The sequence below is a fragment of the Streptomyces solicamelliae genome (assembly GCF_045348655.1).
Classification (GTDB): domain Bacteria; phylum Actinomycetota; class Actinomycetes; order Streptomycetales; family Streptomycetaceae; genus Streptomyces; species Streptomyces solicamelliae.
This window is the reverse complement of sequence record NZ_CP160404.1, coordinates 2,418,069-2,439,202: the sequence shown is the minus strand read 5'-3', so window position 1 is coordinate 2,439,202 and position 21,134 is coordinate 2,418,069. Positions and strand designations below refer to the sequence as shown.

Sequence of the window (21,134 nt, the reverse complement as noted above, 5' to 3'; positions counted from 1 at the left end):
GCCGGACCCGCGGTGCGGGTCCGGCCGTACGTGCGTGTGCGTCGCCTACCGGTCGGCCGTCGGGCCCACCTCCACGCGGCCCAGGACCGTGCGGCCGTCCTGCGCGAGGACGAGCTTGCGGTAGCGGCCCGTCCTGCGGTCCGACTCGGCGAACTGCATCGCGCCGGCGGTACGGGCGTGGACGTCGCCGAAGCTGTCGGCCGCGACGCCCGGGAGCTTGAGGCGGGTGGGGACCGGGGTGTCCGCGAACGGCTCCGGGGTGAGGCCCAGCAGCTGGCGGGCGACCGACTCGGCCATGCGGTACCCGGGGGCGACCAGGCCGTGGCAGCGGCCCGCGACCGCCGCGCACTCGCCGATCGCCCAGATCCGGTCGTCCGGCGTGCGCAGCCGCTCGTCGACGAGGAACCCGCCGCGCTCGCCGCGCGGCAGCCCCGCCGGTTCGGCGAGTTCGTCGCGGGGGCGGACACCGGCGGCGACCACCACGAGCGCCGCGTCGAGCTCCGTGCCGTCGGCCAGCGTCGTACGGCCCCCGTCCGCCACTCCCGCGATCCCCGTGCCGCAGTGCGTGGTCACCCCGCGCGCGTCCAGTAGCGCGGCCAGCTGTGCGCCGGCCGCCGTGTCCAGCTGCAGCGGCATCGGGCCCGGGCCCGGCTCCACGACGTGCGGCCGCATGCCGAGGCGGTGCAGCGCGTCCGCTGCCTCCAGGCCGAGCAGCCCGCCGCCGACCACGACCGCCTCCCGGCCCGGCCGGACCGCGGCGCGGATCGCGGAGACGTCGGCGACGGTCCGGTACGGCAGCACGCACGGCAGGTCGTGCCCCGGGAACGGCGGCACGAACGCCCGCGACCCCGTGGCGAGCACCAGCGCGTCGTACCGCTGCGCCGTCCCGTCCCCGCACCTGACCGCCCCGGCCGCCCGGTCGATCCCGGTCACGGCCGCGCCGACGCGCACCTCCACGCCCGCGCCGTGGCGTTCGAGCGCCAGCGCGCGCGGATCGCCGCCGGCCAGCGCGGCCGAGAGCCGCACCCGGTCGTACGCGGCGCTCGGCTCCTCGCCGAACACCACCACCCGCCAGGTGCCCAGGCCGCCGAGCTCGGCGAACTCGGTCAGCAGTCGGTGGCCGGTCATGCCGTGTCCGGCGACGACGAGCGTCCGGTTCATCGCACGGTCTCCAGACGGGGAAGGGGCGCGGGTTCCTTGAGCACGCCGCACAGCGCGCGCAGCTTGTCGCCGCAGCCGCCGCAGCCCGTCGTGGCGCGGGTGGCCGTGGCGAGCGCGTCGGGGGTGCGGGCGCCGGTCTGCCAGGCGTGGGCGACGTCGGCCTTGGTGACGTTGTTGCAGTGACACACGACGTGCGCCTCCGGCCAGGCGTCCGGGTCGTCGTCCGGCGCGGGGGAGCTGCCGAGCAGCAGCGCCAGGCGGTCGGCGGGGACCGGGAGGCCCCGGTCGTACAGCTGGCCCGCCGCGGCGATGGCCTCCGGCAGCCCGACGAGCACGGCGTACCGCAACCGCCCGCCGCTCAGTTCGAGCCGGGCGTGCCGGCCGCCGGCGGGATCGGCGAAGGTGACGACCTCGTCGGGGACGGGGGGTGCGGCGGGGGTGGCGGGGAGGTCGGGTGCGCCGGGGACGGCCGGTCGGTGGGTCCCGCGGGCGCGCACGTCGGACGCGTGGGACGTACGCGGGCCGCCGGTCGCACCGGGCGCGCGGGGCGCCTCGGAGCCATCCGGTTGTCGGAGCCGGCCGGCTTTCCCGTCGGTCTCGTCGGGTATCGCCGGTCCGTCGGGCGACCCCGGCGCGTGGCGCTCGTCGGCGGTCGCACCCGGCGTACCCGGCCGGTGGGAGCCGTCCCCGTCGGGCCTCCCCAGGACCGCCACGTCCAGCCCCGGCAGCCGGGGTCGCAGGAGGGTGGGCGGGGCGGTGTACGGGGCGTCGGTGCGGCCGGTCAGCCGGGCGGCCAGGTACTCCGCCTGCGCCGAGGCGGTGGCGAGCAGCCCGTCCGTACCGTCCACGCAGGAGCCGACGGCGTGGATCGCCGGGTCGGCGGTGCGCAGGAAGCCGTCGACGACGACGCCCCGGCGGACCGGCAGCCCGGCCGCGCGGGCCAGTGCGGTCTCCGGGACGCCGCCGGTGCAGCGGACCACGGTGTCCGCGCCGAGGGTGTCGCCCGCCCCGACCCGCGTGTCGCAGCGCAGTTCGACGCCGAGACCGGTCAGATACGCGGCGACGAGCCCGCCGGCGGCCTCGTCCAGGACGCGGTGCATCGGGTACGGGCCGGCGTGCGCGAGCAGCACGTCGTGGCCGCGCCGCCGCAGCGCCGCGGCCGTCTCCACGCCGAGCACCCCGCCGCCGACGACGGCGACGCGGCCGCGCGCGGGGGCGACGCCGCCGTGCAGGGCGTGCCGCGCGCCGGTCGCGAGGACCAGCGTGCGGTACGGCACGACGGAACCGTCCGCGCAGGTGACGGTCCTGGCGCCGCGGTCGATGCCAGTGACCCGGACCCCGGTGCGCACGGTCACGCCGTCCGGGTGGGCGGGCAGTTCGAGCGCGTCGCCCGGCAGCGAGCCGGCCAGTACCCAGGGCAGCAGCGGCCGGCGGTACGCGGGCCGCGGCTCCGCCCCGAGCACGGTCACGGGCCCGTGGTGGCCGTGCGCGGCGAGCCGCTCGACCAGCCGGTGCGCGGCCATGCCGTTGCCGACGACGACGATCGGGCCGGTCATCCCGCGCTCCCCGGCTCGGGTTCGATCCGTACCGCGCTCACCTTGAACTCCGGCATGCGGCTGGTGGGGTCGAGGGCGGGGTTGGTGAGCAGATTGGCCCGCCCGCGGCCGGCGAAGTGGAACGGCAGGAACACGGTGTCGGTCCGCAGCCCGTCCGCGAGCCGCACCCGGGCGACGACGGATCCGCGCACGGAACTGACCCGCGCGAGCTCGCCCTCGACGACCCCGAACCGCCGCGCGGTGTCCGGATGCACCTCCACGAACGCCTCCGGCTCCGCGCCCTGCAGTGCCGGGACCCGCCGCGTCTGCGCCCCGGACTGATAGTGCGCCAGCACCCGCCCGGTGGTCCCCACCAGCGGAAACTCGGGGGACACCGGCTCGGCCGCGTCCCGGAACTCCACAGCACCGAACCGCGCGAGCCCGTCGGGGTGCGCGAACCGGTCGAGGAACATCCGGGGGGTGCCGGGGTGGGGGACGGCGGTGGCGGTCGGTCCGCCGGCAGCCGCTGCGACGGCGGCTGCCCGGGGCGGGTAGCCGGTCGTGTCGGCCTCGGGCCGTGTGTCATCCGGGCGGCGCGCCGTGGCGTCGGGCTCCGGCGCGGCCGGACAGGCCGGGTCGGCTTCCCGAGGCTCTGGCTCGGCCGTCGCCGAACGGCCCTGTGGGCCGGGCGCGTCGAGGTCGGCGGACGGCCGCGGGTCCCGGGCCGGGTGCGCCCCGGTGGAGGTTGCCTCGGCCGCGGTGGTACCAGCCCTGCCGGCCTCCGCCCCCGTCTCCGGGCACGGCCAGTACAGGGCCTCGCCCGCGTCCAGGCGGGGGTAGGTGATGCCGGAGTAGTCGGCGCGGGCGCCTGCTGTCGCGCGGCGGATCTCGTCGAAGACCTCGCGGGGGTCCGTCGGGTAGTGGGCCCTCGGTTCGCCCAGGCGGACGGCCAGGCCCTGGAGGACCTCCAGGTCGGTGCGGACGCCCGGGGGAGGGGACAGCAGTGCGCGGCGACGGAGGACCCGGCCCTCCAGGTTGGTGAGGGTGCCCTCCTCCTCCGCCCACTGGGTGACGGGGAGGACCACGTCCGCCATGCGGGCCGTCTCCGAGGGGACGAAGTCCGCGACGACCAGCAGGTCCAGGGTCGCCAGACGTTCCGTCACATGGCCCGCCCGCGGCGCCGAGACGACCGGGTTCGAGCCGGCGACGAGCAGGGCGCGCGGCCCGCCGGGGCGGCCCAGCGAGTCCAGGAGCTCGTACGCGCTCGGGCCCGGGCCCGGCAGCCGGGACTCCGGGACGCCCCACACCTCGGCCACCCGCGCCCGCGCCGCCGGGTCCGTGATCGACCGGTAGCCGGGCAGCTGGTCGGACTTCTGGCCCAGTTCGCGGCCACCCTGCCCGTTGCCCTGCCCGGTCAGGCAGCCGTACCCGCTGCCCTCCCGGCCCGGCAGCCCGAGTGCCAGCGCCAGGTTCACGAACGCGGCCACCGTGTCCGTGCCCTTGCTGTGCTGCTCCGCACCCCGCCCGGTCAGGACGTACGCGCGCTCCGCGCCGGCCAGCAGCCCGACCGCCTCGCGCAGCGCCGACGCGGGGACGCCGGTGACGCGTTCCGTCCGCTCCGGCGGCCAGGCCAGCGCGAGCCGCCGCGCCTCCTCGAAGCCGCGGGTGCGCTCCGCGACGTACGCCTCGTCGACCAGGCCCTCCAGGACCGCCGTGTGCAGCAGCCCGAGCGCCAGCGCCAGATCGGTGCCGGGCGCGGTGCGCAGGTGCAGCTTCGCCCGCGCCGCCGTCGGCGTGCGGCGCGGGTCGGCCACGATCAGCGCGGGCCGGTCGAGGTGCCGCATCAGCGGCGGCATCGTCTCGGCCGGGTTCGCCCCGGCGAGCAGGACGACGTCCGCCGCGCCCAGGTCCGTCACCGGGAACGGCAGCCCCCGGTCGATCCCGAAGGCCGCGTTCGACGCGGCCGCCGCCGACGACATGCAGAAGCGGCCGTTGTAGTCGATCCGGCTGGTGCCGAGCGCGAGCCGGGCGAACTTGCCCAGCAGGTACGCCTTCTCGTTCGTCAGGCCCCCGCCGCCGAAGACGGCGACCGCGTCGGGCCCGGACGCGGCGCGCAGCTCCCGCAGGCGGCCCGCGACCAGGTCCAGCGCCTCGTCCCAGCCGGCCGGGGCGAGCGCCCCGTCCGCGCCGCGCACCAGCGGGGTGCGCAGCCGGTCCCGTACGGACAGCACCTCGGGCGCCGTCCAGCCCTTCTGGCACAGCCCGCCCCGGTTCACCGGGAAGTCCGACGGCGCGACGGCCGGCGGACCGCCGCCGGGCGCGGCGCGCAGCTCCGTCCCGCACTGCAGCGCGCAGTACGGGCAGTGCGTGCGCACCGCGGCGGGTATCCGCTCCTCAGACGCCTCAGACACGCGTGACTCCCGAGGTCCGCACCGGCCGCCGCACCCCGTCCGGGCGGCCGCGCGCCGGGCGCATGTACACCGCCCAGGTCAGCACCACGCACACCACGTAGAAGCCGATGAAGGCGAGGAACGCGGGCGTGCCGCTGCCGCCCTGGGTCCCGTACGCCGCCCGGAACGCCAGGTTCACCGCGACGCCGCCGAGCGCGCCGACCGCGCCGGCGATGCCGATCACCGCCCCGGACAGCCGCCGCGCGCGGGCGAACGCGTCGGCCGCGTCCGCGCCTTCGGTGACCTTCTTGCCGGCCCGGTCCGCGAAGACCGCCGGGATCATCTTGTACGTGGAGCCGTTCCCGAGCCCGGTGAGCACGAACAGCACCGTGAACCCGGCCACGAACAGCGGGAACGAGCCGAGCCGGGAGGCGACCAGCAGCACGCCCGTGCCGGCCGCCATCGCCACGAACGTCACCGCGGTCACCGGCGCGCCGCCGAAGCGGTCCGCGAGCCTGCCGCCGAACGGCCGGGCCAGCGAGCCGAGCAGCGGCCCCAGGAAGGTGTACGAGGCGGCCTGCAGCGGCGTCGAGCCGAACTGGGTCTGCAGCACGAGCCCGAAGGCGAAGCCGTACCCGATGAACGAGCCGAACGTGCCGATGTACAGCACCGAGATCCACCAGGTGTGCGGATGGCGTGCCGCCTCCTTGAGCCCGCCGCCCGCGCGGCGCACGGCGGTCACGTTGTCCATCCGCAGCGCGGCGAACAGCGAGACCAGCACGATCAGCGGCAGGTACACCGCGGCCACGTACGCCGGGTGGTGGTCGCCGGCCGTCGCGATCACCAGCAGGCCGAGCAGCTGGACGACGGCGACGCCGAGGTTGCCGCCGCCGGCGTTCATGCCGAGCGCCCAGCCCTGGTACCGCTGCGGGTAGAAGGCGGTGATGTTGGTCATCGAGGAGGCGAAGTTTCCGCCGCCGACGCCGCCGAGCGCGCCGATCAGCAGGAACACCCACAGGGGCGTGCCGGGGCGCTGCACGAAGTACGCGGCGAGCGAGGTCGGCACGAGCAGGACGGCCGTGGCGAACACGGTCCAGTTCCGGCCGCCGAACCGGGCCACGGCGTGGCTGTACGGCAGCCGCAGCACCGCGCCGACGAGGGTCGGGGTGACGACGAGGAGGAACTTCTCGCCCGGGGTGAAGGGGAAGCCGATCTCGGGGGAGAGGAACAGGACGAGCACCGACCACAGGCTCCACACGGAGAAGCCGATGTGCTCGGAGGCGATGGACAGGACGAGGTTCCGCCGCGCGACCCGCCGCCCCCGGGACTCCCAGAACGTCTCGTCCTCGGGATCCCAGTCCTCGACCCATCCCTTCCGCCGCCCGGCGCTCACCGCGCCCCTCCGTCGAACCGCACGTCGCCCGCGAGCGACCGCCCGTACTCGGCACCGTGCCCGTCCTCGACGGTGGCGGGTCGTCCGCCCGGAGCGAGGGGCTCGCCCTTCAGGGCGGTGTCCACCAGGACGCCCGCGGCGCCGGTGTACGACGTCGGGTCGCACAGGGCCGTAAGGTCCTCCGGCGACAGCACGCCGGTCAGTTCCGGGGTGGTCGCCAGGACCTGCGGGAGCGGGACGCCCCCTGCCTCCGCCCGCGCCGACGCCCGCGTCAGGAGGTCCTTCGCCTTCGCCTTGCCCAGGTGGGGGGCGAGGACCGCGGCGATGCGCTCCGAGACCAACTGGCTGCCGGTGAGCGCCAGGTTGGACCGCATGCGGTCCTCGCGGACCTCCAGGCCCTCGGCCAGTTCGACCGCGGTGTGCGCCGCGCCGCCGGTCAGCCGCAGGCACTCGCGCAGCAGCTGCCACTCGGCGTGCCAGACGCCCGCCGACCGCTCGTCCTCGGTGACCAGGCACTGCGTCAGCGCCCCGGACAGCGCGGGCACCTGCAGCGCGGCGCTGCGGATCAGGGTGGCGAGGACCGGGTTCCGCTTGTGCGGCATCGCCGAGGACGCGCCGCGCCCCGCCGCACCGGCCGGCTCGGCGAGCTCGCCGACCTCGGTGCGGGCCAGCGACTGCACGTCCACCGCGAGCTTGCCGAGCGCCCCGGCGGCGTACGCCAGCGCGCCCGCGAGATCCGCGACCGGGCCGCGCAGCGCGTGCCAGGGCAGCACCGCCTCCGCGAGCCCGGTCTCCTCCGCGAACGCGGCGCCCAGCTCCCGCGGATACGTCTCCGCGTCGAAGTCCCCGGGGGCCGCGAGCCGCGCGTACTCCACGTACCCCGCCAGCGTCCCCGCCGCCCCGCCGAGCGAGGTCGGCAGGGACGCGTGGACGCGGGCCAGCCGGGTCTCCGCGTCCAGGACCAGACGGTGCCAGCCGGCCGCCTTCAGACCGAAGGTGGTCGGCACCGCGTGGAGCGTCAGCGTGCGGCCGGCCAGCGGGGTGTCGCGGTGCCGGCGGGCCAGCGCGGCCAGCGCCGCCGCCGTACGCGTCAGATCCGCGCGGGTCAGCCGCAGCGCCCGCGCGGCCACCAGCATCGCGCCGGTGTCGAGGATGTCCTGGCTGGTCGAGCCCCGGTGGACGTACTCCGCCGCCTCCGGGTCCTCCGCCGCGACCAGACGGGTCAGTTCACGGACCAGGCCGACGACCGGGTTCGCGGTCTCCCGCGCCGCCAGCGCCAGGCCCCGGACGTCGAGCCGCTCCGCGCGGGCCGCCGCGCCGATGGTCTTCGCCGCGGCCTCGGGCACCGTACCGAGCCGGGCCTGCGCCCGGACGAGCGCGGCCTCGGCGTCCAGCATGGCCTGCAGCCACGCCGGGTCGCCGACCGCCGCCTCGACGGGGGTGCCGGCCCGCACCGGGGACAGCAGCCCCACGTCGTCGTACGCCCGGGAGGGACGCGCGGTCATACGATCACGCCCACGAGTTCGTCGTGCTCCGCGTCGTCCACCGGCCGCACCCCGGCCGGCACCCACGCCGCCGGCGGCAGCGCGGCCAGCGCCCGGGCGATGGCGTCCGAGTCGCCGAGGGTCACCGAGTCCACGCCCGGCCGGATGCCGGCCGCGGTGACCCAGTGCACGGACTCGGTCGGCACGCCGTACGCGAAGCGCCGCGGGTGCGCCCGGCCGCGGCCGTCGACGACCCGGTACGGCCGCTCCGTCACCGCCAGGCCCCCGGTCTCGTACGACGTCCCGCAGGCGCCGGCGATCCGGTACGGCGCGGCCTGGTCGGTGTTGAGCAGGTGCCGCATCAGCGGGTCGTCGGTGCGCCGCAGGTCCGGCTCCGGCAGCCGCGCCTCGATCAGCACGCCCGCCCGGACCGGCGGTCCCGGCACGGTGCCGGAGTGCGCCACGAACGAGGGCGCGGCCGCGTCGAGCCGGATCTGGGTGCCGGGGCCCATCACGTCCAGGACGCCCGCCTCGATGAGCGCGATCATCTCCTCGATGCGAGAGGCCGGCGGGCCGATCGACAGGAAGCCGTTGAGCGGCGTGTACCAGCCCTCCAGGTCGTCCCGGTGCGAGTTGCCCTCCAGACCGCCGTGGTCCACCGCGAGCCGCACCTCGTTGCGCAGGTCGCGCAGCACGTCCAGGGCCGCCTTCAGCGGACCGTCGACATTGCCGGCGCGGGCCTCGGCGACGTCGTGCTCCAGGTGCCGCAGCAGCCAGTCGCGGAACTCGTCACGGGAGGCGAACTCCCGCTCACCGTACGGCCGGGACAGCTTCTCCCAGTCCCAGCGGTCCGGCTCGGCTATACCGAACTCGGCGGCCAGCGCGGCCCGTTCGGCGTCGTCGGCGGTGGCGAGGTACCGGTCGGCGAACGCCTCCCGCTCCGCGCCGCGGCCCAGGGACTCCAGGAGCGTGCCGTAGTACACGCTCTCCACCTCGCGGGATATCAGCGGCCACAGGTCCTGGGCGAAGTTGACCCGCTCGCCGTCCACGGCCCGGGAGCGCAGCTCCGCGATGAACTCGGGTGTCAGCAGCCGCGGCAGGTACCGCCCGTACGCGCCCTTCTGGTTGTCGCCGCGCGCGTGGTACGGCACGCCGCGCCGCGAGGTCGCGAACAGCTTCGGCTCCCGCCCGGACGGCAGGTACACCAGCCGGCCGTCGCGGCGCTCGAACACGCCGCCGCGGCCCGCGGTGAACAGCGCCATGTGGTCGAAGAAGTTGAGGCCGAGGCCGCGCAGCAGCACGTGCTGGCCGGGCGCGACGCAGGTCAGGTCCAGATCGGCCGGGTTGGCCGGGGTGACGTAGCGCAGGTTGTGGATCCGGGCCAGGCTCGCGGTGCGCGCCTCGCGGGCGGTCAGCCGGGCCGGGACGTGGCCCTGCGCGAGGACCACGCCGTCCAGGTGGTTGAGCCGGGTGCCGTCCTCCAGGCGCACGCCCTGCGGGCCGCCGGGCACCCCGTGGGTGTCGGCCATGGCGACCGCCCGGGAGCGGTGCACCCGCACGGTGACATGGCCGGGCGCGTGGGCCACCACGCGGCGGAAGCAGTCGTGCAGGTAGCGCCCGTAGAAGGCGCGCGTGGGGTACGCGTCCGGGCCGAGCCGGCGGGCCTCCTCCAGGGTGGCCTCGTCGTACCCCTCGGGCGGGGCGCCGGCCTCGGAGAGCACCGTCAGCTCCCGGGCCCACTCGTACAGGCTCGGGCCGGGCTCGATCGGGCCCTCGATGCGGGCGCTGTCGTCGGTGTACACGGTGACCTGCGAGGCGACCGTGTTCATCAGCAGGTGTCGCGACTGCTCGGTCCGCCAGACGGCGCCGGCGCCCGGGGCCGACGGGTCGACGACGTGCACGACCAGGCTGGTGCGGCTGGGGGCGCGGCGCTCGTGGGCGCACAGTCGCTCGAGGACGGACAGGCCGCGAGGGCCGGCGCCGACGATGCAGACTTCCGCGTGACCGCTGTTCATGGGGACTCCCGCGCTTTCGTCGAGTCGAGTTCGAATGAAGTCGAGTGAATTCGTGAGGGGGAGAACGTCGGAGAATGTGCCGGCCTGCGGGTGCGGGTTCTCCTCGGTGACGAAATCCTCGTGACGCGGCGGGCGAACGGTCAATGAAGCGAATCAGGGTCGGTCAAGTCGTCCGTCAGGTCGAGCGCGAAGTGAAGGGCCGTGATCCGCAGCCTCCGTGCGTGGTAGAAGCGCTGCGCGCCGTGGTTCGCGGTGCCGGTGTCGAGTTCGACGGCGGTGCAGCCGGCCCGCCGGGCGCGGTCCGCGAGGTGGCCGAGAAGCCGCGCGCCCACCCCCGACGACCTGGCGTTCTCCGCGGTGACCAGGTCGTCCACGCACAGCATCCGGCCCCGGCTGGTGGCCAGGAGCCGGTGCGTGGCGACGCCGAGGCAGCGGCCGTCGGCGTCGTACGCGGCGGTGAACACCAGGCCCTGGCGGTGGGCCTCTTCGGCGAACGCGTGGAACGCCTCCCTGCTCAAGCCGGGGCGCAGGGTCCGTATCAAGGGGCCGATGTCCTCGGCCATGGCCGCATCGCGCGGATTCACGTCGGTCCACTCGATCGGCTTGTCCGCCGTCGTCAACGCCGCTTTCACGGCAGTCACCTTAGGGCGTGAATCCGTCCCGTCCAGGGCCATGTGACAAATAACCGCGACCGGTCGGAAGCGGTCGTAAGCGGAACGGGGAACACCCGAACCGGGCCGGCCGTTGGAACCCGGGGGAGCCGGGGTCCGCCGGCTCGTGGGGCGGGACGACAGTGGGGGCAGTGCGTGTACACGGACGGGGCGGAACACGACGCGGAGGAGCCGGGCCTGATGGCCGTGCTCGAACTCCTCGCCCGGCAGGCCCCGCCGGGGGAGTACGAGGACCTGCTGCACCGGACCCGCCGCTCCGGCGCCTTACCCGACGCTCTCGAACGGCTGGACCGGGCCGTCCGGTTGGCCCGCCGCGTCATGTCCTCGGCCGGCCGGCGCGAACAGCGCGAGGCCGGGCTGGCCGCGCTCGTCGACACCGCCCGGGACCTCACGTTCCCGTACGACGTGGACGGGCTGATGCGGATCGTCACCCGGCGCGCCCGTGGCCTGATCGACCTGGACCTGGCGTACGTGAGCCTGTGCGGCCCCGGCGGCGTCTCGTACCTGCGCACCTCCGAGGGGGCGGCCGGCTCCCTGCTCACCGGGATGCGGCTGCCCGACGACCGCGGCATCGCCGGCATGGCGCAGGCGGCGGGCGCGCCCGCCTGGTCCGCGGACTATCTCGCCGACGAACGGTTCCGGCACGACGACGCGCTCGACGAGGTGATCCGCGCCGAGGGGGTGCGCGCCGTGATGGCGGTGCCGCTGCGCGACGGGGACGCGTCCGTCGGCGTGCTGTACGGCGCGGACCGCCAGGTGCGGCACTACACCCCCGACGAGATCGGGCTGATGAGCGCGCTGGGCGATCTCGCAGCGGTCGCCGTCGTGAAGGCGGGCCTGCTGGACCAGACCCGCGCCGAGGTCACCGAGCTCGAACTGGACAGCTCCCGCACCCGCTCCAGCCTGACCCGGATGCGGTACGTCAGCGAGGCGCACAGCCGCATCATGAACCTGGTGCTCTCCGGCGGCGACCTGTGCAACGTGGCGAAGGCGGCGGGCGACGCCCTCGACGGCACGGTCCTGATCCGCGACCCCGGCGGCCGGGCGCTGGCCACCGGCGGGGAACTGGACGGTCTGGACGAGGAGGCCGTGGCGAAGGCGTCGCTGGACGCCCACGCCGGCCGCAGACCCGTGGTCACCGGGGAGAACACCTGGGTGGCGCCGGTGATCGCCGGCTCCGAGGACCTCGGCGTGCTCGTCATCCGCACGGCGACCGGACTGACCGAGGAGGACGAGCGGCTGCTCGAACTGTCCGCGCAGTCCGTGGCGTTCCTGCTGCTGATGCGCCGCTCCACCGCCGTCGCCGAGGGCCCGGTCCGCGACGAGCTGCTCGACGACCTGCTGAGCGAGACCCCGCACGCGCCGCAGCAGATGACGCAGCGCTCCCGGCGGCTCGGCATCGATCTGAGCGCCCCGCACGTGCTGGTGGTGGCCAGACCGGAGGGCGGCGAGCAGGGCCGGGCGGTGGTGTGGGCGTCCTCGTACGCGTACCGCATGGCCGGGCTGAAGACGGTGCAGGGAGGCTGCATCGTGCTGCTGCTGCCCGGAGCCGACGCCTCCGCCGCCGCGCGGGCCGTCTCGGACGAGCTGACGCCGCTGCTCGGCCACCCGGTGTCGGTGGGCGCGGCGGGACCGGGCCGGGACGCGGACGCGGTGGCCCGGATGTACCAGGAGGCGATGCGCTGCCTGGACGCGCTGACCGCGCTGAACGGGGCGGGCTCGGCGGCCTCCGTGCAGGACCTGGGCTTCCTGGGGCTGCTGCTCTCCGACGACCACGACGTGGCCGGCTTCGTCGACTCGGCGATCGGGCCGGTCCTCGCCTACGACGCCGAGCGCTTCACCGAGCTGACCCGCACCCTGGAGGCGTACTTCGCCTCGGGCGGCAGCCCCACCAACGCGGCCGAGGAGCTGCACGTCCACCCCAACACGGTCTCCCGCCGGCTGGACCGCATCGGCGAACTCCTGGGCGCCGACTGGCAGAAGCCCGGCCGTGTCCTGGAGGTCCAACTGGCCCTCCGCCTCCAGCGCACCCGCGACGTCCTGTCCCGCCAGCGCACCACCACCCCGCCGGAGCGGACCGGCCGGGACGGCGGGGCGGGGTAGCGGAGGCCGGGACGGGCGGCGCGGACCTCAGCCGGTGCGGCGGACGGCGGGGCGGTACGCCTCGCCGTTGTCGCCGGCGAGGACGGTGACCGCGTGGGCGGCGGAGGCCAGGGTGATGTGGCGGTTCCAGCCGCGGAAGGAGCGGCCGACGAAGTCCCGCAGGCCCGCGCCCTCGCCGACGTGCGTGAAGTCCCGCTCGACGCGCCGGGTCAGCTTGGTGAGCCGCAGCACCTGGCCGACCGGGAGCCCGGTCAGGTCGGTCAGCCAGATCCGGGCCAGCGCCCGGCGCGGATCGTCCCACTCGCCCACCAGCAGCATCGCCCGCGGCCGTTCGCCGACCGCGCCCGGCATCGCCACCCGCACCGCGGTGGCCAGCGAGGTCCGCGAGGTGCGGCTGCCGCAGGCGATGTCCAGCCAGCTCACCGGCCGGCGCAGCGCCTTGAGCGACTCCAGGATCTGCTGCGCGGGCAGCGGTCCCGCCCCGAAGCCCGGCAGCGCCCGGTCCGCGACCATCAGCCGGCACGTCGCACCGATCCGGGCGATCACCGGCAGCCCGGCCGTCGCGAGCCGGGTCAGCGCCCCGCGCCCCGCGCCACCGCGGATGTCGAGCAGCACCGGCTTGCGGGTGACGTCCTTCCAGCGGGCGACCTCCAGCGCCGCGGCCACCCCGCACTCCTCCAGGGTCTCCTCGCCCGCGCCCGCCGGGACCTCCGCCCGGTCGCGCCGGGTACGGTCCTTCACCCACGGGTCCGGCAGGAACAGCCGCCAGTTGACCGGCACGCTCAGATCCTCCGCGGCGAACCACACGCCGAACGCCTGCTGCCCCCGGAAGACCTGGCCGCGCTCCGGGTCGAAGCTGCGGTCCACGCCCACCGAGTGCTCCCCAGCCTTCGGGATCGGCATCGAGCGCACCACCCACGCCTGCGGGCAGCTGCTGCGCTCCAGGAACCCGGCGAGCGAGGCGCGCATCGGCCGCCAGTCCCAGGTGGAGCTGGAGATGAAGTGGTGCAGGCTCTGCTCCGCGGCCGGACCGCCGAACTGCGCGGCGATGTTCCGGATCGACTTGCGTCCCTGCGCGGTCAGCAGGCCCCGTAAGTACTGCTCGGCCTTCAGCCGCTGGTCCCGTCGCGGGAACGCGGTGAAGAGCGCCGTACACAGTTCGCCGAAGACCTCGTCGGTCACCGTGTCGCCGAAGCCGGGCGCGGCGCCGGCCGGCACGGTGCGGGGGGACTCGGATCGGGTGGCGCGCCGGGGGGCGGACGTCCCTCCGGAACGGGGCCCGAGCGGGTGCGGAACGGTCGTCCTCGAGATTGCGACGGGGGTGCTCACGACACTCACGACTCTCCTGCCAGGGGTTGGGCAGCTCCCTCAAGCTGCCCCTCCACCGTCCCGTCTCCGGGCCCGCGGCACGAGGTGGACCCGGCACCCGTCTTCGCGGCCCGATGGTGGCCGGACCACCACGGGCCGCAGGACGCCGCGGACAAAGCGGTTCCGTTTCCCGCCGGTGGTGCCCGCACCGGTGCTCGGAGCACCGGCGGGTGTGGTCCGACCACACCGCCGCCCCTGCGGTGTGACAGTGGCCGGTGGCATGTGACAGATTCCGCCCGCCGGCTTTGACCGGTGCCCGCGCCGGTCGCACGATCGCTTCACGAGGCAGCAAGGGGACGGCCCCGGTTAATGCCCCAGGCCGGGCGCCGCCCCTGCTGTCTCCGCGCGGCTCAGGGCGCTTGGGGAGCCTTCTGCTCCGCGACCCGCGCCGCGTGCGTCGGCCCGTCCGGCACACCCGCAGGCCGCAGCGCCGCGAACTCCTTGCGCAGCACCGGCAGCACCTCCTCGCCGAGCAGGTCCAGCTGCTCCAGGACCGTCCTCTGCGGCAGGCCGCCCGAGTCCACCAGGAACAACTGCCGCTGGTAGTCGCCCACGTACTCGCGGAAGGACAGGGTCCGGTCGATGATCTGCTGCGGCGAGCCTACGGTCATCGGCGTCTCGCGCATGTACGTCTCCAGCGACGGCCCGCCGCCGTAGACCGGCGCGTTGTCGAAGTACGGCCGGAACTCCCGTATCGCGTCCTGCGAGTTGCGGCGTACGAACACGTGCCCGCCGAGCCCGACGATCGCCTGCTCGGGCGTGCCGTGCCCGTAGTGCGCGAACCGGCGGCGGTACAGGTCCACCATCCGGGCCGTGTGCTGCTTCGGCCAGAAGATGTGGTTGGCGAAGAAGCCGTCGCCGTAGTACGCGGCCTGCTCGGCGATCTCCGGCGAGCGGATGGAGCCGTGCCAGACGAACGGCGGCACCCCGTCGAGCGGGCGCGGCGTGGCGGTGAAGCCCTGCAGCGCCGTACGGAACCGCCCCTCCCAGTCGACCACGTCCTCGCGCCACAGCCGGTGCAGCAGCGCGTAGTTCTCCACGGCGAGCGGGATGCCCTGCCGGATGTCCTGCCCGAACCACGGGTACACCGGGCCGGTGTTGCCGCGGCCCATCATCAGGTCGACCCGGCCGTCCGCGAGATGCTGCAGGAAGGCGTAGTCCTCGGCGATCTTCACCGGGTCGTTGGTGGTGATCAGCGTCGTGGACGTGGAGAGGATCAGCCGCTCGGTCCGCGCCGCGATGTGGCCGAGCAGCGTGGTCGGGGAGGACGGCACGAACGGCGGGTTGTGGTGCTCGCCGGTCGCGAAGACGTCGAAGCCCGCCTCCTCCGCCCTGACGGCGATCTCGACCATCGCCTTGATGCGCCGGTGCTCGTCCGGCGTGCTGCCGTTCGTCGGGTCGGTGGTCCTGTCCCCGACGGTGAAGATCCCGAACTGCACTGCTGACTCCGTCCCGCCCCAGGATGGTGCCCGCACGACCGTGCGCGCCCTTCCATGGTGCACGACCGCGGGGCTAAACGGAAACTTATCCGGAAAGCTCGCGCCATGGTGACGAACTGTGCCGCCGGCGCTGGACGGGGCACGGATCGGCACTCACCCTCGCCCCCATGACACCCGCGACACGTGAAACCACCCCCGCCCCCGACCCGGTCGCCCCCACCCCGGTCGCCCCCGTCGTCGTCGCCTGGTCCGACCTCGGCTGCCCCTGGGCCTCGCTCGCCCTCCACACCCTGCGCACCACCGCCGCCGCACGCGGGCAGGACCTGCTGATCGACCACCGCGCCTTCCCGCTGGAGCTGTTCAACCGGCAGCCCACGCCCAAGCACATCGTGGACGCCGAGGTGGTCATGCTCGGCGCGCACTTCCCCGAACTCGGCTGGCGGCTGTGGAACGCCCCCGCCTGGGAGTACCCGTCCACCGTGCTGCCCGCGATCGAGGCGGTCCAGGCCGCCAAGGCCCCCGAGATCGGCGGGCTGCGCGGCTCCGACCAGCTCGACGCGGCGCTGCGCCGCGCCTTCTACACCGAGCACCGCTGCATCGCCGTGCACTCCGTGATCCTCGACCTCGCCGCGGACTGCCCCGACGTCGACGCCGCCGCGCTGGAGGCCGCGCTCGCCCGCGGTGCCGGGCGGCGCGAGGTGTACGAGCAGTGGCACGAGGCGCAGGGCCCGGACGTCCAGGGCAGCCCGCACTTCCTCGCGCCCGGCGGCTACACGGCCCACAACCCGGGCCCCACGTACGTCTTCACCGGCGACCTGTACGACGGAGGCTTCCCGCGCCTCGACGCCTACGACCCCGGCTGGGCCGTCGCACTCCTGGACTCGCTCGCCGACTAGCCTGGGCGCATGCACGTACGCGCCCAGCTGCCGGTGGTCGGTGCCGTCGCCGCCGGCGGAGCGCTCGGCGCGGCGGCCCGCTACGCCGCCACCGTGGTCTGGCCGACACCTTCCGGGGCGTTCCCCTGGACGATCTTCGGGGTGAACGTCCTGGGCTGCGCGGTCATCGGCGTCCTCATGGTGCTGGTCACGGAGACCGCGGCGGTGCCGCATCCGCTGGTCCGGCCCTTCCTCGGCACCGGCGTGCTGGGCGGCTTCACCACGTTCTCGACGTTCGCCCTCGACGTGCAGCGGCTGATGGAGGCGGGGGAGACCCTGCGCCTCCTCGCGTACCTGGCGGCCACACCGGTCGCCGCGCTCGCCGCGGTCTGGGCGGGCACGGCCACGGCCCGGCTGGCCCTGGCCGGAAAGGGACGGACCGCGTGAACTGGCTGCTCGTCCTGGCCGGCGGAGCGGTCGGCGCGCCGCTGCGCTATCTCGTCGACCGGGCGGTGCAGTCCCGGCACGACATGGCCTTCCCGTGGGGCACGTTCACCGTCAACGTCGCCGGCTCGTTCGTGCTCGGCCTGCTGACCGGCGTCAGCTCCGCGCACGCCCAGCTGCTGCTCGGCGCCGGGCTGTGCGGCGCCCTCACCACGTACTCCACGTTCTCGTACGAGACGCTGAAGCTGTACGAGAGCGGGGCGGGGCTGCAGGCGGCGCTCAACGTGCTCGGCAGCCTGGCCGCCGGACTCGTCGCCGTGTGGCTCGGCGTCGCGGCGGCCGGACTGTGAACCCTCAGCAGCCGGTCAGGCTCAGGCGACGATCCAGTCGCTCGTCGAGATGACCGGACGCACCCCGTCGCGGTGGATGGTGCCCTCGATCAGGCCGTACGGCCGGTCGGCGGCGAAGTACACCTCGTTGTCGTTCTTCAGCCCGAAGGGCTCCAGGTCGACGAGGAAGTGGTGCTTGTTCGGCAGGTTCAGCCGCACCTCGTTGACGCTCGCGACGTTGTCCAGGACCCGGTCCGCCATCGCGTGCAGCGTCTGCTGCAGCGAGTAGCTGTAGGTCTCCGCGAAGGCCTCCAGCATGTGCGTGCGGACCTTCGTGTACGAGCGGTCCCAGTCGTGCGCCGCGTCGTCGCCGGCCGAGGCGGAGTGCGCCCAGCGGGCGGTGACCTTGGTCGCCAGGATGCGGTCGTACGCCTCCTTGAGCGTCGTGTACCTGTCCTTGATGTAGCCGTGGAACTCGGAGTTGGTCGAGTTCATCACCGTCAGGTCCTTCAGACCCGAGATGACCTGCAGGCCGGTGCTTCCGCCGTAGGTGATCTGCGCGGTACGGACCTCCTGGCCGCTGCGCACGAAGGAGTGCTGCTCCTTGCGGGTCGGTACCGGGATCCGCTCCCAGGCGAACTCCTCGACGCGGATCTGCGCCTCGTGGATCACCGCCTGGGAGTTCACGAAGTGCTTCGCCAGCAGGATGCCGAACGCCTCCGGCGACGTGACGTCGTGCTCCTTGGCGAAGGCGTACACGGTGTTCTTGGTGGTGTCGGTCGGCAGACAGTTGCCGTTGTCACCGGTCAGATGGACGTCGCGGAACTCGCCGCGCAGCGCCACCGACACGTTCAGGTCGCGGATCTCGTGCCAGGAACCTCCCCCAGACTCCGTCCGGGAGGTGCCCGCAGAGCCCTTGCGGGTGACCTTGACGATGCGGTTCTCGGCCTTGCCGTACTGGTTCTGCGCGAGGACGTGCTTGCTCATGTGCCTGCTCCTGCGGGTACGTGGATACGGAGATCCCGTACGCCCGGCGTCCAGCGCCCTCACGATCGAGGGTCGCTCCCCGCCGTCCGGCCCCGGCAGAAGCGGGGCCGCCCCGGGACTGACGAGCATCCCGGTCCGTAGGTGTCCGCTCGAAGATAAGTCGCATTCCGGCCGGTGGCAATGGGGGTGCGGCGGGGGGCGGTGTCACACCGCCACGGGTGCCTTGATGGCCGGGTGGTGCCGGTAGTCCGGCACCTCCACGTCGGCGAGGGTGTACGCGAAGAGCGAGTCGGCCTTGTGCAGCCGCAGCTCGGGGAACGCGTACGGGGTGCGGGAGAGCTGCTCCGTCACCTGCCGGAGGTGGTTGTCGTAGATGTGGCAGTCGCCGCCGGTCCAGATGAAGTCGCCCGGCTCGAGGCCGGTCTGCTGCGCCACCATGTGCGTGAGCAGGGCGTAGCTCGCGATGTTGAACGGAACGCCGAGGAACAGGTCCGCGCTGCGCTGGTACAGCTGGCAGGAGAGCCGGCCGTCCGCGACATGGAACTGGAACAGCGCGTGACAGGGCGCGAGCGCCATCCGGTCCAGCTCGCCCACGTTCCACGCGGAGACGATCATCCGGCGGGAGTCCGGGTCGTGCCGCAGCGTGTCGAGCACCTGGGCGATCTGGTCGACGTGCCGCCCGTCGGGGGTGGGCCAGGAGCGCCACTGCACCCCGTACACCGGACCGAGGTCGCCGTTCTCGTCGGCCCACTCGTCCCAGATGGTCACCCCCTGCTCGCGGAGCCGGCCGACGTTCGAGTCCCCGCTCAGGAACCACAGCAGCTCCGCCACGACCGACTTGAGGTGCACCTTCTTGGTGGTGACCAGCGGAAAACCGCGGGAGAGGTCGTAGCGGAGCTGGTGCCCGAAGACACTCCGCGTCCCGGTGCCCGTCCGGTCGGCCTTGGCCGTCCCGGCCGTGAGCACGAGCTGGAGCAGGTCTTCGTACTGGGTGTCCACCATGGCGGACGAGTCTAGGCCGTCCGCCGGTGTCAGCCGACGAGGCACGCGACCGCGCCGACCACGTGCGGCCCGTGACCGAAGGCCGCGGCGAGGCGTTCGAGGTGCTCGTACGTCGCCGGGGTCGGCGACACGGAGTACGTGCTGCCCGCGCAGAGCAGGAACCGGAACGCCGGCTCCGCGCAGACCGTCCCGGCGGAGCGGCCAGGTCCAGCACCTCCGCCGTGCGGCGGCGGTGCTCGAACGCCGCCGCCGACGTGCCGTCGACGTCCGGCGCGCCACGGCCCACATCAGACGAACCCGTCCCGCTCGCGCACCGGATCGTGCGAGGCACTGCTCCCGCGCTACCCGGCGGCCACGACCTCCCCGGCCGTGATCTGAGGAGCCTGGGGGAGCAGCGACGCGAGGTTGTCCCGCACGAAGTCCGCCGCCTTCCTGACCGACTCGTCGGCCCCGGCCCGGTCCTCGAAGACGCTGGTGGAGACCATCACCCCGTCCCCCGCGTCGACCCAGTAGTAGGCCACGAACCCCGGCACCTGCCGAAGCAGCGGAACGAACCCCTCGCCGACCCGCCGCCCCGCCTCGGCGGAATCGGTCACCCCTTCGTATCGCCGAATCACCGCGTACACAGCCACTCTCCTCACGCATCCCAAGCCGCCCTTGCGCGAAACGACCTACCCCCACGGCGCGCATCCGGCCCGGGAGACGTCCGGACGTGACCCGGATAGCCGCACCGCGGCGCCGCCCCCGAGCGGCGAGAAGAACCCTGTTGCCTGCCGGCACGGCTATCCGTGATGATCACGCGCGTGTCGTTCCTCATCCCCGTCGCCGTCGCGTTCCTCATAGGCACGCTCATCCGCAAGGTCATGCTCCGGCCGCCGTCCGCCGAACGCCGCGGCGTGGACCGGTGGGTGCGCGACAGTTTCGTGCCCGCCGCGTACGGACTGGTGCCGCGCGCCGCCCTCGACGCCGGGCGGGCGGGGCCTCCGCCGCCGGCGCACCGGCTCCAGCAGATGCAGGCCGTCGCCGACGCGGCCTGGGACGGCGACTGGCGGCCGGCCGCCTCGTACGTCGCGGACGCCGGCGACGACTGGGACGCCCGGTGGTCCCGTACCGAGTTCCTGCAGCACCTCGCGACCGAGGACGAGGGCTGGCTGCGCGCCTGGCGGGCCGAGCAGCCGGGCAACTGCGACGCCGCCACCCTGGACGCCGGCCTGATGGTGCACCGGGCCTGGCAGATCCGGGGCTCCGGGTACGCCCACCAGGTCCCGGCCGACCGGATGCAGCAGTTCCGGCAGATGCTCCCGGCCGCGATGCAGGCCGCGCGCGAGGCATCGGCGCTCGACGCCCGCAACCCCGGCCCGCTCGTCGTGATGATCACCGTGGCGCGTGCGGTGTCGTGCTCCCGCAGGGAGTTCCGCGCCATGTGGGCGGAGCTGACCGCACGCGCTCCGCACCACTACGCCGCCCACTGGCAGGCGCTGCAGTTCTGGTGCGCGAAGTGGCACGGCTCGGAGCGGCTGATGATGCGCTTCGCCGTACGCGCCGTCCGCTCCGCGCCCGACGGCAGCCCGCTCTCCGGAATGTACCTCCACGCGCTGGAGGAGCTGGACGAGCGGAGCAGCGGCGCGGGACGCATGCGGGCCCAGCTGGGCACCCGGCGGCTCGTGCGGGTGGCCCGCTCGCTCGACCAGGTCGCCCCGGACCGCGAGGAACTGCCCCGGCTCCGGCACATGCTGGCGCACTACCTCGTCGAGGCGGGTCGCCACAAGGACGCCCTGGAGCAGTTCCGCCTGATCGGCCCCTGGTGCGGGGCGTCCCCGTGGGACGACTCCCCCGACCCGATCGCCGCCTTCGACCGCGCCCGCGGCCGCGCCGCCAAGCGCACCAAGGCCCAGGCCAACCCCAAGGGCACCACCTCGATGCGCCTCTGACCCCCAC

General features: G+C 74.6%; 17 protein-coding genes. 5 read left to right on the top strand and 12 right to left on the bottom strand.

Going from position 1 to position 21,134, the window contains the following annotated elements; genetic code table 11:
• Positions 1–45: 45 nt before the first annotated feature.
• The 7 genes from ABZO31_RS11210 to ABZO31_RS11180 all read right to left on the bottom strand — a co-directional run bounded on the left by ABZO31_RS11210 (position 46) and on the right by ABZO31_RS11180 (position 10,610).
• Positions 46–1,161 (bottom strand): NAD(P)/FAD-dependent oxidoreductase, encoded by a 1,116-nt coding sequence (locus ABZO31_RS11210; protein ID WP_406860994.1) that lies wholly within the window; start codon positions 1,159–1,161, stop codon positions 46–48.
• Complete coding sequence (locus tag ABZO31_RS11205) at positions 1,158–2,717, bottom strand: FAD-dependent oxidoreductase (RefSeq protein ID WP_406860992.1); 1,560 nt, start codon at positions 2,715–2,717, stop codon at positions 1,158–1,160. Before ABZO31_RS11205 ends, ABZO31_RS11210 begins: the two co-directional genes overlap by 4 nt.
• Positions 2,714–5,107, bottom strand: a complete 2,394-nt coding sequence (locus ABZO31_RS11200) for a molybdopterin oxidoreductase family protein (protein WP_406860991.1) — start codon at positions 5,105–5,107, stop codon at positions 2,714–2,716. The genes ABZO31_RS11205 and ABZO31_RS11200 overlap by 4 nt, the downstream gene beginning before the upstream one ends.
• Positions 5,100–6,479 (bottom strand): MFS transporter, encoded by a 1,380-nt coding sequence (locus ABZO31_RS11195; RefSeq protein WP_406860990.1) that lies wholly within the window; start codon positions 6,477–6,479, stop codon positions 5,100–5,102. The genes ABZO31_RS11200 and ABZO31_RS11195 overlap by 8 nt, the downstream gene beginning before the upstream one ends.
• The gene (locus tag ABZO31_RS11190) at positions 6,476–7,984 is read right to left on the bottom strand and encodes a lyase family protein (RefSeq protein WP_406860989.1); all 1,509 of its coding nucleotides are present in this window, start codon (positions 7,982–7,984) and stop codon (positions 6,476–6,478) included. Before ABZO31_RS11190 ends, ABZO31_RS11195 begins: the two co-directional genes overlap by 4 nt.
• Positions 7,981–9,978, bottom strand: coding sequence for an FAD/NAD(P)-binding protein (locus ABZO31_RS11185; RefSeq protein WP_406860988.1), 1,998 nt, complete (start codon positions 9,976–9,978; stop codon positions 7,981–7,983). Before ABZO31_RS11185 ends, ABZO31_RS11190 begins: the two co-directional genes overlap by 4 nt.
• Before the next feature lie 140 nt (positions 9,979–10,118).
• Positions 10,119–10,610: a GNAT family N-acetyltransferase gene (locus ABZO31_RS11180; RefSeq protein ID WP_406860987.1), complete on the bottom strand. Its 492-nt coding sequence runs from the start codon at positions 10,608–10,610 to the stop codon at positions 10,119–10,121.
• Positions 10,611–10,784: 174 nt separating this feature from the next.
• On the opposite strand from ABZO31_RS11180, the gene ABZO31_RS11175 reads away from it, so the two are divergent.
• The gene (locus tag ABZO31_RS11175; protein WP_406860986.1) at positions 10,785–12,752 is read left to right on the top strand and encodes a helix-turn-helix domain-containing protein; all 1,968 of its coding nucleotides are present in this window, start codon (positions 10,785–10,787) and stop codon (positions 12,750–12,752) included.
• A 27-nt stretch (positions 12,753–12,779) separates the two neighbouring features.
• Here ABZO31_RS11175 and ABZO31_RS11170 read toward each other — a convergent pair whose 3' ends face one another.
• A complete protein-coding gene (locus ABZO31_RS11170) occupies positions 12,780–13,970 on the bottom strand; it encodes an IS701 family transposase (RefSeq protein ID WP_406860985.1) in 1,191 nt (396 codons plus the stop codon).
• A 500-nt stretch (positions 13,971–14,470) separates the two neighbouring features.
• Positions 14,471–15,559: an LLM class flavin-dependent oxidoreductase gene (locus ABZO31_RS11165; protein WP_406860983.1), complete on the bottom strand. Its 1,089-nt coding sequence runs from the start codon at positions 15,557–15,559 to the stop codon at positions 14,471–14,473.
• Between the two features lie 167 nt (positions 15,560–15,726).
• Between ABZO31_RS11165 and ABZO31_RS11160 the strand changes: the two genes are divergently transcribed.
• The 3 genes from ABZO31_RS11160 to crcB (ABZO31_RS11150) are packed head-to-tail and all read left to right on the top strand — an operon-like array spanning position 15,727 to position 17,228.
• The gene (locus ABZO31_RS11160; protein ID WP_406860981.1) at positions 15,727–16,455 is read left to right on the top strand and encodes a DsbA family oxidoreductase; all 729 of its coding nucleotides are present in this window, start codon (positions 15,727–15,729) and stop codon (positions 16,453–16,455) included.
• A 9-nt stretch (positions 16,456–16,464) separates the two neighbouring features.
• Positions 16,465–16,881 (top strand): fluoride efflux transporter CrcB, encoded by a 417-nt coding sequence (crcB, locus tag ABZO31_RS11155; RefSeq protein WP_406860980.1) that lies wholly within the window; start codon positions 16,465–16,467, stop codon positions 16,879–16,881.
• The gene (crcB, locus tag ABZO31_RS11150; protein WP_406860978.1) at positions 16,878–17,228 is read left to right on the top strand and encodes a fluoride efflux transporter CrcB; all 351 of its coding nucleotides are present in this window, start codon (positions 16,878–16,880) and stop codon (positions 17,226–17,228) included. The genes crcB (ABZO31_RS11155) and crcB (ABZO31_RS11150) overlap by 4 nt, the downstream gene beginning before the upstream one ends.
• Positions 17,229–17,249: 21 nt before the next feature.
• Here the strand turns inward: crcB (ABZO31_RS11150) and pucL are convergent, their stop codons facing one another.
• From pucL to ABZO31_RS11135, 3 genes are all read right to left on the bottom strand, one after another.
• Entirely contained in the window at positions 17,250–18,194 is a 945-nt protein-coding gene (pucL, locus tag ABZO31_RS11145; protein ID WP_406860977.1) for a factor-independent urate hydroxylase, read from the bottom strand.
• A 204-nt stretch (positions 18,195–18,398) separates the two neighbouring features.
• Entirely contained in the window at positions 18,399–19,196 is a 798-nt protein-coding gene (locus ABZO31_RS11140; protein WP_406860976.1) for a thymidylate synthase, read from the bottom strand.
• Positions 19,197–19,537: 341 nt separating this feature from the next.
• Complete coding sequence (locus ABZO31_RS11135; RefSeq protein WP_406860974.1) at positions 19,538–19,792, bottom strand: hypothetical protein; 255 nt, start codon at positions 19,790–19,792, stop codon at positions 19,538–19,540.
• A gap of 207 nt (positions 19,793–19,999) precedes the next feature.
• Here ABZO31_RS11135 and ABZO31_RS11130 point away from each other — a divergent pair, with 207 nt between their 5' ends.
• Complete coding sequence (locus tag ABZO31_RS11130; protein WP_406860973.1) at positions 20,000–21,127, top strand: hypothetical protein; 1,128 nt, start codon at positions 20,000–20,002, stop codon at positions 21,125–21,127.
• Positions 21,128–21,134 lie beyond the last annotated feature (7 nt).